Annotated in this window: 11 protein-coding genes; 6 read left to right on the top strand and 5 right to left on the bottom strand. The window is 67.9% G+C overall.

The window, feature by feature from the left end; genetic code table 11:
• Window positions 1-86 precede the first annotated feature (86 nt).
• A complete protein-coding gene (locus O3I_RS42785; RefSeq protein WP_014984862.1) occupies window positions 87-878 on the top strand; it encodes a hypothetical protein in 792 nt (263 codons plus the stop codon).
• A gap of 188 nt (window positions 879-1,066) precedes the next feature.
• On the opposite strand, the gene O3I_RS20395 is transcribed toward O3I_RS42785, so the two are convergent.
• Window positions 1,067-1,975, bottom strand: a complete 909-nt coding sequence (locus O3I_RS20395) for a helix-turn-helix transcriptional regulator (protein WP_014984861.1) — start codon at window positions 1,973-1,975, stop codon at window positions 1,067-1,069.
• Between the two features lie 294 nt (window positions 1,976-2,269).
• Here O3I_RS20395 and O3I_RS20390 point away from each other — a divergent pair, with 294 nt between their 5' ends.
• The gene (locus O3I_RS20390) at window positions 2,270-3,436 is read left to right on the top strand and encodes a glycosyltransferase 87 family protein (RefSeq protein WP_014984860.1); all 1,167 of its coding nucleotides are present in this window, start codon (window positions 2,270-2,272) and stop codon (window positions 3,434-3,436) included.
• Window positions 3,437-3,467: 31 nt separating this feature from the next.
• On the opposite strand, the gene car is transcribed toward O3I_RS20390, so the two are convergent.
• Window positions 3,468-6,968, bottom strand: a complete 3,501-nt coding sequence (gene car / locus O3I_RS20385; protein WP_051066691.1) for a carboxylic acid reductase — start codon at window positions 6,966-6,968, stop codon at window positions 3,468-3,470.
• A 238-nt stretch (window positions 6,969-7,206) separates the two neighbouring features.
• Here car and O3I_RS20380 point away from each other — a divergent pair, with 238 nt between their 5' ends.
• The 4 genes from O3I_RS20380 to O3I_RS20365 all read left to right on the top strand — a co-directional run bounded on the left by O3I_RS20380 (window position 7,207) and on the right by O3I_RS20365 (window position 12,745).
• Window positions 7,207-8,658 (top strand): MFS transporter, encoded by a 1,452-nt coding sequence (locus O3I_RS20380; protein WP_141691944.1) that lies wholly within the window; start codon window positions 7,207-7,209, stop codon window positions 8,656-8,658.
• Window positions 8,659-8,874: 216 nt separating this feature from the next.
• Window positions 8,875-9,924: an LLM class flavin-dependent oxidoreductase gene (locus O3I_RS20375; RefSeq protein ID WP_014984857.1), complete on the top strand. Its 1,050-nt coding sequence runs from the start codon at window positions 8,875-8,877 to the stop codon at window positions 9,922-9,924.
• 15 nt (window positions 9,925-9,939) lie between these two features.
• Window positions 9,940-11,304 (top strand): NtaA/DmoA family FMN-dependent monooxygenase, encoded by a 1,365-nt coding sequence (locus O3I_RS20370; RefSeq protein ID WP_014984856.1) that lies wholly within the window; start codon window positions 9,940-9,942, stop codon window positions 11,302-11,304.
• Between the two features lie 88 nt (window positions 11,305-11,392).
• On the top strand, window positions 11,393-12,745 hold the full coding sequence (locus tag O3I_RS20365) for a cytochrome P450 (protein ID WP_014984855.1): 1,353 nt from the start codon (window positions 11,393-11,395) through the stop codon (window positions 12,743-12,745).
• A gap of 70 nt (window positions 12,746-12,815) precedes the next feature.
• Here O3I_RS20365 and O3I_RS20360 read toward each other — a convergent pair whose 3' ends face one another.
• The 3 genes from O3I_RS20360 to O3I_RS20350 form a co-directional block, all read right to left on the bottom strand.
• The gene (locus O3I_RS20360) at window positions 12,816-13,301 is read right to left on the bottom strand and encodes a glutathione peroxidase (protein ID WP_014984854.1); all 486 of its coding nucleotides are present in this window, start codon (window positions 13,299-13,301) and stop codon (window positions 12,816-12,818) included.
• On the bottom strand, window positions 13,298-14,524 hold the full coding sequence (locus O3I_RS20355) for a cytochrome P450 (RefSeq protein ID WP_014984853.1): 1,227 nt from the start codon (window positions 14,522-14,524) through the stop codon (window positions 13,298-13,300). Before O3I_RS20355 ends, O3I_RS20360 begins: the two co-directional genes overlap by 4 nt.
• Window positions 14,525-14,609: 85 nt before the next feature.
• Window positions 14,610-16,202 carry a succinic semialdehyde dehydrogenase gene (locus O3I_RS20350; protein WP_014984852.1) on the bottom strand — a complete coding sequence of 531 codons (1,593 nt, stop codon included), beginning with the start codon at window positions 16,200-16,202 and terminating at the stop codon, window positions 14,610-14,612.
• Window positions 16,203-16,300: the final 98 nt, after the last annotated feature.

Genomic DNA, 16,300 nt, shown 5'->3' with positions numbered 1-16,300 from the left:
CCAGCCCCGACCCGACTATGTCCTGCCTCGTATCCCGGAGGCCCTGCGCCGACAAAGGAATCCGCTATCGCTACATCGGAGCAAGCATGACCGGAACCCCGACCGCCTACAGTCGCTGGACCCGCCGCGCCGTCACCTACCTGCCCGTGCATCGGCAGGGCATGCTGATCGGCTATCTGTGGGCCTCGGTCGACCATTACGCCGCGGGCTTCGAACGCCATCTCGCCACGGCCGCTGACGATCTGGACTGTCTGCTCGTCTGGGAACGGCGGCTCGAAGACGCGGCCCGGCGCGGCCGCACACCGCAGGAGGCGGTCCAGGAGTGGGTCGGCGCACCCGAAGACGCGGTCGCCGGTGCGATTCCACCCGGCGTCAGGCACGGCGGCGCATCGGATCTGGCCGAACTGTGGGACCGGCTCAACCCCGACGGGCCACCCCTCGGTGACGGACCGCTCGTCCAGGACGGCGCCTATCCCGACGGCACCCCGGCGGACCGGCGGGACGGGTGGGGACCGTTGCACAGTGTTCCGTTGCGGACGTATGCCGACGACACCGATGCCCCCATCCGCTATCTCCCGGTCCGGATCGACGCCGCCGTGGTCGGCTATCTGTGGGCCGCCGCCACCGGAGAGGCCGGCGGCTACCTGCCACGAGCCGACGCGGGGCGGACCGGACAGATCGCTGCCGGACTGTGGCAATCGCGTTTCAGCGACGCCTATCTCGCCGGGCAACCCGCCACGACCGCACTGGCCCGCTGCCGCGATTTCCCCGCCGATCGGCTCTCGGGGGTCGTCGAGGCCAGCGACACCGAGCGTCAGGCACACGCCCTCGCCGAACTGCAACGCCTGGCCGCGGGAGCCGCCGACGACTCGCTTTGACGGGTTGGTACGACATCCGCATCACCGGCGTGTATCCGGACGGCGAGAAATGTCCGGTTCACCGCCGAAACACGGCCGGTCAGCACCGATTCCGGGGCCGAACTCGAGGCCGACCTCGCTCAGCTCCGCATCTCGGAGGAGCCGCGGGACGGCGATACGGGCGGATTACCGTAGTACCGACCCGAAACTCAGCCGGCCGCGGCGGGGGCGTGGTAGCGCTCGCGGTGCTCGATCCACGGCCGCTGCTGTTCCTCCTTGCTCATCGCGAGCAGCGCATGCAGTTGCGCCCACTGGGTTTCGTCGGTCGGTGTGTAGATCTGCACCCATGCGCCCTGCACGGCGGGCAGCGACATGCTGGTGACGAACATTTCCAGATCGCCGACGGCGAGATGGCGGATCTGTTTGATCCGCTTGTTCGGCACCGCGACGTCGTTGCGCGCCCACAGGGTCGCGAAATCGGCACTCTCGGTGCACATTTCCTCGATGAACTGCTGCCAGCTCGGATCGTCGAGGTTCTTCGCGTACGCCCCGCGCAGGTAGGCGACCATGCGGCGCAGGTCGTCCCAGCTGTGCCGGTAGGTGTTGCAGCACTGCGGCGTCATGAACACGAGGCGCGCGACATTGCGCTCCCCCACCAGGAAACCGGGGCACAGCGCCTCGTAGGCGGCGTTGTAGGCCAGCATGTCGTAGCGCGCGCTGAGCAGTGCGGCGGGCAGCGGCACAAGATGGTCGAGGATGGTCTGCATCTCCTCGGGCAGTGCGCTGTTCGTGTGCGCGTTCGGCACCGTCGGCACTTCGGCCAGCCGGTACAGGTGCGCCCGCTCGGCGTCGTCGAGGGCCAGCGTGCGTGCGACCGCGTCCAGCACCTGCACGCTGACGTTGATCTGCCTGCCTTGTTCGAGCCAGGTGTACCAGGTGACCCCGATGCCGGACAGCTGCGCCACTTCCTCGCGGCGCAGGCCGGGCGTGCGGCGCCGCGGCCCCGGGGGCAGCCCGACGTCGTCGGGCGAGATCTTGGCCCGGCGCGATTTCAGGAAGGTTCCCAGCTCCGCGCGGCGTGCTTTGCGCACCGCCCGAACGTCCAGCACATCGGTCATCGTTCGATCGTGCCCTATGCGGTTAACCGTATCCAGGTGCTGCTGGTACCCGTTTCAGCCGGGCCGCGCGGGCCGAATCGACCCCGTCCGAGCGCCGATCCACGCCCCGGCATGTCGCCCGAAAAATTGCTGTTACCAGCGGCGATTCACGCCGGTACCGGCCCCCGACAGTTCGGGTCATGCTCTGCGCGGACTTATTCTGTAAGTTACTCGCTTGTGCGCAAATCCCGGCAGCTGGACTTTCCACGCTCGGGCCCAACGCTTTTCATACTGACCGCAAGCGCGGTCCTAGCGGTGATCCTGCTGTTCACCACGGTCGATCCGTGGCTCGATCGGGCGGGCATCCTGGCCGGTGGGCTCGATGTACATGTGTATCGGGATGGCGCGTGGCGCATCCTGCACGGTCTTCCGCTCTACACGGAGCCGACGGTGGCGGGCCTGCTCTATACCTATACGCCCTTCTCCACCCTGGCCTTCATCCCCATCGTGTTGGTGCCGTGGTCGGCCGTCAACTACACCGGCATGGTCTTCAACCTGGTGGTGCTGTTCGGCTGTGTGCTGCTGAGCTGGCGGCTGCTCGGATACCGCAGCACCGCAAGGCTGGCCCTGATCAGCGCACTGCTGGCATTGACCTGCGCGTTCCTCGAACCGGTACGGACCACGCTGTTCTACGGGCAGATCAATCTGCTGTTGATGCTGCTCGTCCTGTGGGATTTCGCGCGGGCCGATCGCAGCCGGCTGCGCGGTATCGGCGTCGGCCTGGCCGCGGGCATCAAGCTGGTCCCGATCTATTTCATCGCACAGTTCGTGGTGCTGCGACAGTGGCGCGCGGCCGTGACCGCGGGCGCGGCGTTCGCCGCCACCATCGCCGTCGCCTGGCTCGTGCTGCCGACCGATTCGCGCGAGTACTGGACCTCCACCTTCTTCCAGTCCAACCGCATCGCCGACGATATGCATCCGTCCAATCAGTCCGTGCGGGGTGTGATCGCGCATCTGACCCACCATCCGGCGCCCATGTGGCTGTGGCTGCTCATCGCCGTCCCGCTCGCGCTGGTGAGCCTCGTACTCGTGGCCGGACTGTACGAGCACGGCGAACACCTACTCGCGGTCACCCTCGCCGGGCTCACGGCGTGCGCGGTGTCGCCGTTCTCCTGGGACCACCACTGGGTCTGGTACGTCCCGCTGCTCGTCTACCTGGTGCACCGGGCGCAGACGCGACCGGTCTGGTGGCTGGCCGCGGCGGCGCTTTTCGTCTCGGTCGGCGCATGGACCTGGGAGTACGACCCGAATTACGTTGTGGTCGGCCTGTTCCTGTTCCCGCCGTGGTGGCCACTGGCCCAGGTGCTGATCAACAGCTTCGTCGTCGTGTACGCCGTCGTGTTGCTCGGCACCGGGCTCCTGCTGCTCCGCCTGCGCCGCACCGGATCCCGGCACACCGAGCCGGAGCCGGCCGTCCGGTGACCGCCGCGCGACTACCTGTCCGATCGACGTCTCAGAGCAGGCCGAGGTGGCGCAGGTCGGTGACGTACTTGTCGATCAACTGCGGGGAAAGATGCGGGATGTCCTGATCGGGGCCGATCCGCGCGGACTGCACCGCCGCCTGGAAGTTCTTGGCGGGCAACAGCGAACCGCGCACCGCGCGCAGTGGCCGCCGGTGTGCGTCCAGCAGCGGTAGCAGCGAAGCATCGCGCTGCTTTTCGGGCAGCGCGCGGATCGCGGTCTCGAAACGCCGGAACCATTCGTCGTAGTCGTCGATCCGCTGGATCGGCACGCCGAAATCGCCGAGCCAGTCGACGAATTCGTCCAGCGAGATGCCGTCGTCGTACGGGTTCCACACGTCGTAGGTATGGAACCCCGACTCGGCTCGCGCGCCGAGGGTGGTGATCGCCTCGGCGACGAAATCGGCGGGCAGACCGTCGTAGTGGGCCCGCCTGCGCTGCCCGGCGCTGTCCGTCCCGTAGAACGAATACGGTGCGATGCCGGTGAGCGCCAGGCTCAGGATGAGCCGGGTGAACACATCGGGGACGTTGAGCTGACCGACGTATTTGCTGTGCGCCAGGATCATGTCCGAGCGGAACACGGCGACCGGCAGCCCGCACAGATCATGGGCCTCGCGCAGCAGCACCTCGCCGGCCCACTTGCTGTTGCCGTAACCGTTCGCGTACCCGGCGTCGATGGAGCGCACCGCGCTCATCTCCCGGATATCGCGCTCCTCGTCGAAGCCGGCGGGATCGACCTGTGCGGCCACCGCGACCGTCGACAGGTACGTCACGGGCTTACGGCGCTCGGTGATGGCCAGCCGGATGATCTCGGCGGTGCCGACCACATTCGGCCCGAACAGCTGGCTGTACGGCAGCACATGGTTGACGAGGGCGGCGGGGTGCACGATCAGGTCGACGGTCGCGGCGAGCCGCTGCCAAGTCGCTTCGTCCAGGCCGAGATTCGGGTCGCCGATATCGCCCGCGAGCACCTCGAGGTGCTCGGCGGCCAGCTTCCGGTAGTGGTCGAGCAGCTCCGGATCACCGCTGTCGAACACCGCATCCAGGCGCTTCCGCGCGGCGGCCGCGTCGGTACCGCGCACGATGCAGACCAGCGTGCCGCCGGTCTGGTCCAGTCGCTGCAGCCATTCCAGGCACAGGAAGCGGCCGAGATAGCCGTTCGCCCCGGTGAGCAGGACGGTCTGCGCCTGGGCCGGCGCGGCCGGAACCGCTTTCGCGGCAGCGAGGGTGCGCTCGTCGATGAACTTGTCCAGGGTGAGATCGGCGGCACGGATCTCGGTGCCGGGACCGTGCACCGAGATCAGGCTCGGCCGCCGCACCCCCGAATGCCGTTCGGCCTCGATGTATTTCGCCAGATCGGCGAGCGAGTTGGCGGGGCTCACGATGACACCGACCGGGACCTCGACCTCGAGCATGTCCTGCAGCAGGGTCGAAAACGACAGCGCGGACAGTGAATCACCGCCGAGATCGGTGAAATGCGCGTCCGGCCGCAACTCCGACGCGGCCAGTCCGAGCATCGAACGTGCAGCCCGCGTGACGGTTTCGAGCACCGGCAGCTCGGCCGCGGTGCGCCGCAGCTCGATCAGCTCGTCGTTGCGGTTCGCCTCGATATCGCGGTACAGCTGCTCGAGTCGCTCGCCGTAGTGCTCCTTGAGCTTGGGCCGCAACAGTTTCGCGATACCGGAGAGCAGACCGTTCTCGACGGTGAACGGTTCGGTTTCGACCAGGAACTCGCGCGGCAGCTCATAGGATTGCAGCCCGGCTTCTTTCGCGAGCTGTCGCAAGGATTCGGTCAGCGCCGTGTTCAGCGCGTCGGTGACACCGTCGGCCAGCGCGTCCGCGGTGGGCACGATCACCGCCAGCAGGAACGAGCGCTCGCTGTTGCCGTAGATGTAGATCTGCCGGATCAGCGGACTGGTCGCGAACACCGCTTCCAGATGGGCGACCGTGACGAACTCGCCCTGGGCCAGTTTCAGCACATTGTTGCGGCGGTCCAGGTAGATCAGCCGATCCGGTTCGAGTTCGGCGACGATGTCACCGGTCCTGTAGAAACCGTCCTCGTCGAAGATCTCCGCGGTCACCTCGGGCCGCCGGAAGTAGCCCGGAATCATCCCTTCGGTTTTCAACAGCAACTCACCGCGGGGATGCGGCTGGTCCGTCCGGAAGTAGCCCAATTCCGGCACGTCGACGAGCTTGTAATCGATGACCGGCGGACGCTGGACGATATTGTCTTGCAGTACGCCGATACCCGCCTCGGTCGAGCCGTAGCCGTCGTGCAGTTCCAGATCCAGCAGCGACTCCATGAACTCCCGCATCTCGGCCGACAGCGGCGCGCTGCCCGCGATCGCCCCGAGTAAGCGGTCCCCGACCGCGGACAAGCGCAGTTCGGTCTTCAGTTCCTGCTCGAGTTCCGGGCTCGCGGCCGCGGCGGGCGCGCGCCGCGACAGTTCGGCCTGATAGCGCTGGAAGATCATGTCGCACACGCGCGGGACGAAGAACATCTCGGTCGGCCGCACCAGGGCCAGATCTTCGAACAGCGTCGACATATCGCTGCGGGCGGTGAAGTAGACCGTGCCGCCGCGGGCCAGCACACCGGCGAACGAGGCCCGCCCGGCAATATGACTCATCGGCATGTAGCCGAGCGTGAGGCCGACGCCTTTCGCCCCGCTCAGCCACGTCGTGCGGTTCAGTCTTTCGGTGTACATGGCGCCCTTAGGCGTGCCGGTGCTGCCGGAGGTGTAGATGAGCAGAGCCAGCGGGTCCTCGTCCGCGGCGGGAACGAACAGCGGCGCGGCCGGCAATTCGCTGCCGCGGGCGCGGACCGCGTCGAGCGTCTCGACCACCACCGCACTGCCCGCGTCGCTCAACCGTCTGCGCGCGGACTCGAGCGCCGCCCGGTGATCGTCGTCCGCGGGGCGGTAGTCGAATACCACCAGCCGTTCCGGCGAGGCTCCCCCGGTCAGCAATTCGACGGCGATATCGAGATGGTCGGGTGTCGCGGCCAGCACCCGGGGCGTGGTCTCGGCCAGGATCGCGGCGAGTTGCGGGGCCGTGGCGCCGGATTGCAGCGGCACCGTGACGAGGCCGAGATGGATGTTCGCGAGATCGAGGGTGCCGTAATCGATGCCGGCGAAACCCAGCAGAGCAACGAAATCCCCGGCCCGCAAAGGCCTTTCGGCATCTCCGTGCCACGCGGCGGCCACCGCGCGGACGCGCGCCCACAGCTCGCGGTAGGTCAGGGTCTCGAATTCCGGGAGCAGCCGGAAGGTGGTGCGACCGCTCTCGGTGACCGGCTCGCTCGCCCGCTGTCCCACCGCGGGGCGGTCCGCATAGCGCTCCATCACGGTGGCCATGATCTGTGCCAGGCGCAGGCCGGGCGCCCGGATCGCCTCGACCACCTCCTGGTCCGGCACCGCGGCTTTCACCTGCTCGTCCTCGGCGAACAACTGTGCAATTCGACGCCGTAGCCGATCGCTTCGCGAATCAGTCGCCATGTCGCAAGTCTCCCTCGTTCGCATGTAGGAAAGCCCTGTATCCGCAAAACACGTTAGCCTATCTAAGTATTCCGCCGAACCCCGTCCACCACCGATAACTCCAGTGGCATTTCCCACAGCAGCCGGAATAATGTAGCGAAATTCGGACTATACGGACCGATCGGTTATCCGGGTGTTGCCGATACCAGTGTTATCGGGCTCCTGTTACCCGTGCCGCCGGGACCGCAAGATCAAAGCCATGACCCAGATCCTGTCGCCGGATTCGGCAGCGTCCCCCGCTGCCGCTTCACCTCCGGCTGCCCCACCTGCCGCGTACGGTGCGCGGCGCACCCTCGCCATGCTCGCCGTGATCCTGACCGGGCAGTTCATGGCGGTGCTCGACGCCTCCATCGTCAATGTCGCGATTCCGTCCATTCGCAGTTCGCTGCACACCTCCGGCGCCGCGCTGCAATTGATCGTCGCCGGGTACGTCATCTCCTACGCCGTGCTGCTGGTGACCGGGGCACGCCTCGGTGATCGATTCAGCCAGCGCCGCATGTTCATCGCCGGGCTCGCGGTCTTCACCCTCGCCTCGCTCGTCTGCGGGCTGGCCTGGAACGAGGTGTCGCTCATCGTCTTCCGGTTCGCGCAGGGCGTGGGCGCGGCGGCGATGGTGCCGCAGATCATGACGCTCATCCAGCGCAACTTCACCGGCAACGCCCGCGCCAAGGCGCTCAGCGTGTACTCCGCGATCATCTCTGGCGGCATGGTCGCCGGCCAGGTGCTCGGCGGGCTCATCGTAAATGCCGATGTGCTGGGCAGTAGTTGGCGCGGCGTGTTCCTGGTGAACGTGCCCATCGGCGTGCTGCTGCTGGTGGTGGCGCCGCGCATCCTGCCGACCGTGACCGAGCGTTTCGACCGCAAGCTCGACCTGGCCGGGCTCGGCATGCTCACCGCCGCGGTCCTCGCCCTGGTGCTGCCGCTGGTACTCGGCCGGGAGCTGGATTGGCCGCTGTGGTCCTGGATCTCGCTGGGCGCCTGCGTGTTCGGTTTCGCGGCCTTCGCCGGTATCGAGCGGGCCGTCGCACGCCGCGGCGCGGAACCCCTGTTCTCCCACCGGGTGCTGGCCGCGCCGGGCCTGCTGCTGGCCGCCGCGACCTTGTTCGTGATCATGGCGACCTTCGGCGGCTGGATGTTCGTCATGGCCATCCACCTGCAGAGCACCCTCGGCTACAGCGCGCTGCACGCCGGCCTGCTGTTCATTCCCATGGGCGTGACATTCGCGATCACCGGCCTCAACTGGGAACGGATCCCGCATCGCTGGCACGCGGCCATGATTCCGGCCGGTCTCGTGCTTGCCGCGGCGAGCATGGTCACGGTGGGCGCGCTGCTGCGCGACGGCGCCGACGTCGGGGTGCTCGCGTTGGTGCTGCTCGGGGTGTGCGGCGTCGGCAACGGGCTCGCATTCAGCCCGCTGATGACCAAGACCCTGGCGAAAGTCCCGATGCGGCTGGCCGCGGATGCCAGCGGCATCCTGGTGACCAACGTGCAGCTCGGCATCGTGGTCGGCATCGCCACGTTCGGCACCCTGTTCCTCGGGCTGGCCGGTAGCACCACACTGTCCGCGGCGCACGCGCTCGGTGGCACCGCAATCGCGGAGGGCGTCACGGTGCTCGTCGCCGCGGCGCTGTCCGTCCGCGCGGCCCGGTAGGAGCGGGTGCGCATCCCGGGATCTGCACGGCGGACCCGGGATTCGTGCCGCGGGCCTGGGATTCGTGCCGCGGACCCGGGATTCGTGCGGTCATCCTTCGAATCAGGGCGAGGCAAACCATCGCGCCCGGCGGGCGGCGGCAGCAAGCTCGAGGGGGCTGCTTCGCCCCGGCCACCGGGCGGCGGCGGAATTCTCGGAGATGGAAGTAGGTGCCGGATGGGCGTTTTCGCGCTCGGCGTAGAACTCGACGGCGAAGGTTTCCATCCCGAGGCGTGGCGTCACGCCGCGCACACGCCGGATCGGCTGCTCACCGGCGATACGGTCCGCGAGCGGGTCGCCACCGCCGAGAACGCGGGCTTCACCCTGGCGACCTTCGCGGACTCCATCCTGCCGCCCGAGCAGGTCGCGGGCCGGATCGACGCAGTCACCCGCGCGTCGTTCGTGGCCGCGACCACCAGCACGATCGGCCTGGTGCCCACCGTCGCCACCACCTATGCCGAGCCGTTCCACACCTCGTCGCAGATCGCCACGCTCGATTACGCCTCCCGCGGCCGGGCGGGCTGGATCGCCGAAGGCGTCGACGACCCCCGCGCCGCACGCGCGTGGGGGCGCGCTCAGGTAACCGGCGCCGCCGAATTGGCCAGGGAGCAACAGGATTCCATCGAGGTCGTGCGACGACTCTGGGACTCCTGGGAGGACGACGCGGTGATCCGCGACTACCCGAACGGCCGCTTCCTGGACCGGAACAGGCTGCACTACATCGACTTTCGCGGCGCGACCTTCTCGGTGAAAGGTCCGGCGATCGTGCCGCGACCGCCGCAGGGGCAACCGGTGGTCTTCGGCGCGGACGGCGAGGTGGACGTGCGGCTGCTCGCCGCCGATTCCGTCGCGGCCGCGATCGATGCGGCGCAGCGGTCACGGTCGGCAGGCACACCACTGTCCTTCGCCGAAATCGACGTCACCCTGGACACTCCCACCGCGACGGCCGAGCAGCGCTTCGGCGCCGCGCCGTCCAGTTCCCCTGCCCGACTGGCCTTTTCCGGTTCCGCGGCGGCGCTGGTCGAGCTGCTCACCCATCTCAGCGGCCATCTGGACGGCGTGCGCCTGCACCCGGCGGTCATCGACGAAGACCTGCCGGTGCTCGCCCGGCAGGTGCTGCCGGCACTGTTGCGGACCGGTGTCGCGCATCGGCCGGTCCCCGGCTCGACCCTGCGCACCAACCTCGGGCTGGGTCGCCCGGTCAACCGCTACGCCGCGACGAAATAGACAGGAACCAACGCGATGACAGTCCCGCCGCGCCCGGACGCCCAGGTCCACTTCGGTGTGTTCTTCCAGGGCGTCAACCACACCACCATCTGGTCCGATCCGGCCAGCGGTTCCCAGATCGACTTCGAGACCTTCCGCCGGGTCGCGCAGACCGCCGAGCGCGGGCTGTTCGACGCGTTCTTCCTCGGCGAGGGCCTGCGCCTGCGCGAACAGGACGGCCGGATCCTGGAACTCGACATCGCGGGCCGGCCGGACGCGATCACACAGCTGGCCGCGCTGGCGGGTGTCACCAGGCATATCGGCCTGGTCACCACGCAGAACACCACCTACAACGAACCCGCCGATCTCGCGCGGCGGCTCAGCGGACTGGACTTGATCTCCGGCGGTCGCGCCGGATGGAACGCGGTCACCACCGACAACGCGTGGACCGGCGAAAACTTCCGGCGCGGTGGCTATCTCGACCACGCACTGCGCTACGAGCGGGCGGGTGAGTTCCTCGCCGCCGCCCGGGCGATCTGGGATTCCTGGCGCGACGGCGCGATCGCCACGTCACCGCAGAGCCCCGGCTGGGCGGCGACGGACGCGGTGCACCTGGTCGAACGGTCCACCGATCATTTCCGCGTCTCGATCACACCCACCCTGCCGCGCAGCCCGCAGGGGCATCCCGTGATCTTCCAGGCAGGCGATTCCGCGACCGGGCGGGACTTCACCGCCGCCCATGCCGACGTCATCTTCTCCAGGCACGGCACCCATTTCGACGACGCGCTCGCCTTCGCGAACGATATCCGCGCCCGGCTGCGCACCGCGGGCAGGCCGGAGGACGATATCAAGATCCTGCCCGGCACCCAGATCGTGCTGGCGGAGAAGGAATCCGAGGTCGAGGAGAAGGTCCGCTGGGTCAAGGACGGCCAATACACCGGGCAGACCGCACTGTCACTGGCCGGTCAAGTGTGGGGCCGGGACCTCTCGCACCTGGACCCGGACGGCCCGCTGCCGAAGGAAGATCCGCAACCACGCCCCATCTCGGAGACCCGCGGCGCGCCCCGGCACGGCCAAGACCCGCAAAGCATCGCGCGCGAATGGCGCGCTCGCGCGGAAGCCGAAAACCTCTCGCTGCGAGCGGTGGTCATTGCGTCCACCGAGCGTTCGGGTTTCGCGGGCACGCCCACGCAGGTGGCCGACAAACTGGCGCACTGGGTCCGACAGGGTGCCGTGGACGGCTTCAACATCTCGCCCTACCTGGTCCCTGGCGGGCTCGACGAGATCGTCGACTGGCTGGTGCCGGAACTACAGGAACGCGGCGTCTATCGCACTGAATACACGGGCACCACACTGCGTCACCACCTCGGCCTGCGCGCTCCCCTCACCCGTCGCGGTTGACGCACAGTCTTGTCGGCACCCGACGGTCGTAGTACTGTCCAGACAGGTGTCCACATGAATAGCGGGCCATGCGCTTCGGAGGGTTCCCATGAGTCTCATTACTCCGCAACGGGTCTCGGGTGGGCAGGGCGAGCACGGTCATCTCGACGAGTTCCGGACCGATCCGATCGGTTTGATGCGGCGGGTGCGCTCCGAGTGCGGCGACGTCGGGGTGTTCGACCTGGCCGGGCGCCGGGTGATCCTGCTGTCGGGAGCCCTGGCCAACGAGTTCTTCTTCCGGGCCGGCGACGACGAACTCGACCAGGCCGCGGCGTATCCGTTCATGAAGCCGATCTTCGGCGAGGGCGTCGTGTTCGACGCGCCGCCGGAACGGCGCAAGGAAATGCTGCACAATCAGGCCCTGCGGGGCGAGCAGATGCGCGGGCACGCCGCCACCATCGCGCGGGAAGTAGCCCGAATGCTCACGGGCTGGGGTGAATCCGGCGAGATCGACCTGCTCGACTTCTTCGCCGAACTGACCATCTACACCTCCTCGGCGTGCCTGATCGGCCCCAAGTTCCGCGACGAACTCGACGAGCGATTCGCCCGGCTCTACCACGATCTCGAACGCGGCACCGACGCGCTGGCATACGTCGATCCATACGCGCCGATCGAGAGCTTCCGGCGGCGCGATGCGGCGCGCGTCGAACTCGTAGCACTGGTGCAGCAGATCATGGACCGCCGCGCCGCGAATCCGCCTGCGGGCAAGGAAGACCGCGACATGCTCGACGTGCTGATCTCGATCAGGGACGAACACGGCGCGCCCCGCTTCGGCGCCGGGGAGATCACCGGCATGTTCATCTCGATGATGTTCGCGGGCCACCACACCACCTCGGGCACCGCCGCGTGGACGGTGATCGAGCTGTTGCGTCACCCCGACTGGCTGCGCCGGGTGGTCACCGAACTCGACGAGCTGTACGCCGACGGCGCCGATATCAGTTTCGGTGCACTGCGCCGTATTCCGCAGCTCGAGGCGGTCGTCAAGGAGGCGTTGCGCCTGCATCCGCCGCTCATCGTGCTGATGCGGGTGGCCCGCGCGGACTTCGACGTGTGCGGGCATCGCATCGCACCCGGCGATCTGGTGGCCGCCACACCCGCGGTGTCCAACCGCATCGCGGCCGACTTCCCGCAGCCGGACCTGTTCGATCCGGCCCGCTACCTGGATCCCCGGCAGGAGGACATCGTCAATCGGTGGACCTGGATTCCGTTCGGGGCCGGGCGGCATCGCTGTGTCGGCGCGGCGTTCGCGCTCATGCAGCTGAAGGCGATCTTCTCGATCCTGCTGCGGGACTGGGAGTTCGAGATGGCGCAGCCTTCGGACAGCTACCGCAACGACCACAGCAAGATGGTCGTGCAGCTGCTGCAACCCTGCACCGTGCGCTATCGCCGCCGCTCGCGCTGAAACCACCGCCCCCGAACATGATTCGAGGCCCGGTCGCGCGGCGTGCGCGGCCGGGCCTCGAACAATGCACTCAGAGCAAGGATTCGATGCCCGCGACGAGCGCGGGAGCGTCCGGAGTGACGGTCGGCCGGAACCGGCCCGCCACCTTGCCGTCCCGATCGATCAGGAACTTCTCGAAGTTCCACTGCACCTCGCCCGCCGCGCCCTCGGCATCGGCGGTCTGCACCAGCGTCTCGTAGAGCGGGTGCTGCTGCTCGCCTTTCACGTCGGCCTTGGCCAGCAGCGGGAAATCGACCCCGTAGGTGGTCGAGCAGAATTCCTGGATCTCCGCGGCCGTACCGGGCTCCTGACCCATGAACTGATTACACGGCACGCCGATCACCGTGAAACCGCGCGGCGCATAGGTCTGCTGCAACTCGACCAGCCCGGAATACTGCGGGGTCAGCCCGCATTTGGATGCCACGTTGACCAGCAGCACCACCTTGTCCCCGGCCAGTTCGGCCAGTGTGGTCGCCTCACCGTTCAGCGTCTGCAACGGTACGTCTCGAAGAGTCATTCGTATCGGACCTGCCAATTCTTGATTCCGTTGATCCACCCCGACCGCAACCGTACCGGATCGGCGACCTGGGTGATCTCGGGCATCGCGTCGGCGATGGCGTTGAACATCAAGTCGATTTCCAGCCGGGCCAGGTTGGCGCCCACGCAATAGTGCGCGCCGGTGCCGCCGAAGCCGACATGTGGATTCGGGTCCCGCAGCACGTCGAAGGTGAACGGATCGGTGAACGCCGCCTCGTCGAAGTTGGCCGAGCCGTAGAACAGCCCGAGGCGTTCACCGCGACGGATCGCCTGGCCACTGATCTCGGTGTCCGCCGTCGCGGTGCGCTGGAAGGAGCTGACGGGGGTGGCCCAGCGCACGATCTCGTCGGGCGCGGTGCGCGGCCGCTGCTGCCGATACAGCTCCCATTGCTCCGGATTGTCCACGAAAGCTTTCATGCCGTGCGTAATGGCATTGCGTGTCGTTTCATTGCCTGCCACCGACAGCAGGATGACGAAGAAGCCGAATTCGTCGGAGCCCAGTCCGGCGCCGTCGACATCAGCGTGCACGAGTTCGGACACGATATCCCCCGCCGGATTCGCCCGCCGCTGCTCGGCCAGGTGCCACGCGTACCCCAGAATTTCGGCGGAGGCGAGCGCGGGATCACCGTAATCGGGGTCGTCGTAGCTGAGCATCTGATTGGACCAGTCGAAGAGTTTGCGCCGGTCGGCCTGCGGCACCCCGAGCAATTCGGCGATGGCCTGCAACGGCAGTTCGCAGGCGACCTGTTCGACGAAGTCGCCGCCGCCGGTTTTCCGCGCCTCGTGCACGATGGCGTGCGCGCGTTCGGTCAGCGCCGCGCGCAGGCCCTCGACCGCGCGCGGGGTGAAACCCTTCGTGATGATCTTGCGGAATTTCGAATGCTTCGGCGGGTCCATGTTGATCAGCAGCACGCCGTTCGCGGCCTGCTGTTCCGGGGTGATGTCGTCGCGCAGCCGGATGATCGAGCCGTTGCGTTCGGAGGAGAACAGCTCCGAATTGCGGGAGATCTCTTTGACGTCGTACAGGGTGCTCACCACCCAGTAGCCGCCGTCACGGAACCCGCCGGACTGTTCGTCCGGTTGCGGGTTCCACCACACCGGCGCGGTCCGGCGCAGCAGCGCGAATTCCTCGACGGGTCTTCGCCGCTCCCACAGCCCGGGATCGGTGAAATCGAATCCGGCGGGCAACGAAGGCGTCACCATGGGTACCTCCCTCAACGGCCGACCGCGCCGCGGCCGAATCCGGGCCCGGCCGAACGCATCTGCCCTCGACCGCGCCGGATCCGGCTCAGCGCAGCCTGGTTCGGCGCATCAGCCGCAGCGACATCAGCGTCGTCTTCACTTGCTTCTCGTAGGGCTGCCCCGCACGAGCGGCGAGCACCTGACGTTTGAGCACACCGACGTTCACCGTGTCGGTGTATTTGAGCAGCCCTTGATCGCCGTGCCGGGTGCCGACACCGGACTGCTTGAGCCCGCCCGACGGCGTCGCCTTGGCCGCGTAGGTCGCCACGAAACCGTCGTTGATGTTGATATTGCCCGCTTGCAGTTGCGCGGCAATCCGGTTGGCGCGGGCCAGGTCCCGGCTCCACACGCTGGCGTTCAAGCCGTAGTCGGTGGCATTGGCGAGCCGGACGGCCTCCCGTTCGTCGTCGAACGGATAGACGCTGACGACCGGTCCGAATGTCTCCTGCGTCGCATGCGCCATCTCGGGCGTGACGCCGGTGAGCACAGTCGCCTCGTAGAACGCCGGGCCGATGTCCGGGCGCGCCTTGCCGCCGACCAGGACGGTCGCGCCCTTCGCGCGGGCCTCGTCGACGTGCGCGGCCACCCGGTCGCGATGCTGGGGCGATACCAGCGAGCCGAATTCGGGTGTGTAGTCGTAGGCGGCGCCGATCTTCGTGTTCAACGCCGCGGCGGCGGCGACCAGGCCGCGCACGAAATCGTCGTACCGGCTGCGGTGCACGTAGATCCGCTCGATGTGCATGCAGGCCTGGCCGGAGTTGGCGAACACCGCGAACGTCGCGCCGGCGATCGCCTCGTCCAGGTTCGCGTCCTCGAGCACCAGCATCGGATTCTTGCCGCCCAGTTCCAGACTGCACCCGATCAGGTTGCGCCCGGCACGCTCACCCACCACCCGGCCGGTCGCGGTCGAACCGGTGAACACCACGAAATCCACGGCATCGATCAGGCTCGGCCCGATATCCGGCCCCTCCCCGCAGACCACCTGGACCAGCCCACGCGGCAGGCCCGCCCGATGCAGCAGCTCCACGCCGAACAGCACGCAGAGCGCGGTCTTGTTGTCCGGCTTGAGGATTACGCCGTTGCCCGCGATCAGCGCGGGCATCGCGTCGGAGAGCGCGATGGCGAAGGGGAAGTTCCACGGCGCGATGACCGCAACCAGACCTTTGGGGCGATGCTCCTCGGTCGAGGTCGTGAGCAGTGGCAGGGCGCCACCGCGCCGCTTCGGCCGCAGCACCCGGCGCGCGGTTTTCAGGTAGTGGCTGATGACCATCGGCACGTCACAGGATTCCTCGACCGCCATCCGGCGGGTCTTGCCGCAGCCGATCTGGATCAGATCGGCGATGGTCTCGACCTCGCTCAGGATCAGTTCGTGCGCCCGCTCGAACACCCGCAGCCGATCCCGCAGTGGCAGCGCGGCCCATTCCCGTTGCGCGGCACGGGCACTCACCCCGGCGACGCGGACGTCGTCGGGCGTGGACTGCGGCAGCTCGCCCAGCGCCGCACCGGTGTAGACCTCCGTCATCGGATACGGCGCGGCGGTGCCGTCGGCGGCGATCGAGCCGGTGAGGCGCTCGATCAACGCGGCGGTGATCCGGGCGGGCAACGCCGCCGCCGGGGTGTGGGTGGTCTCAGTGGTCATCGGGGCTTCTTCTCCATGACGTGCGTAAGCGCCGCAGTAGTCCGGCCGGGTGCGATCCTCGAATTAGAACACGTTCTTGTCTGGTGTCGTGGCGGTTC

The organism is Nocardia brasiliensis ATCC 700358 (genome assembly GCF_000250675.2).
Taxonomy (GTDB): Bacteria; Actinomycetota; Actinomycetes; order Mycobacteriales; family Mycobacteriaceae; genus Nocardia; species Nocardia brasiliensis_B.
This window is presented reverse-complemented; position numbering and strand designations above follow the sequence as displayed.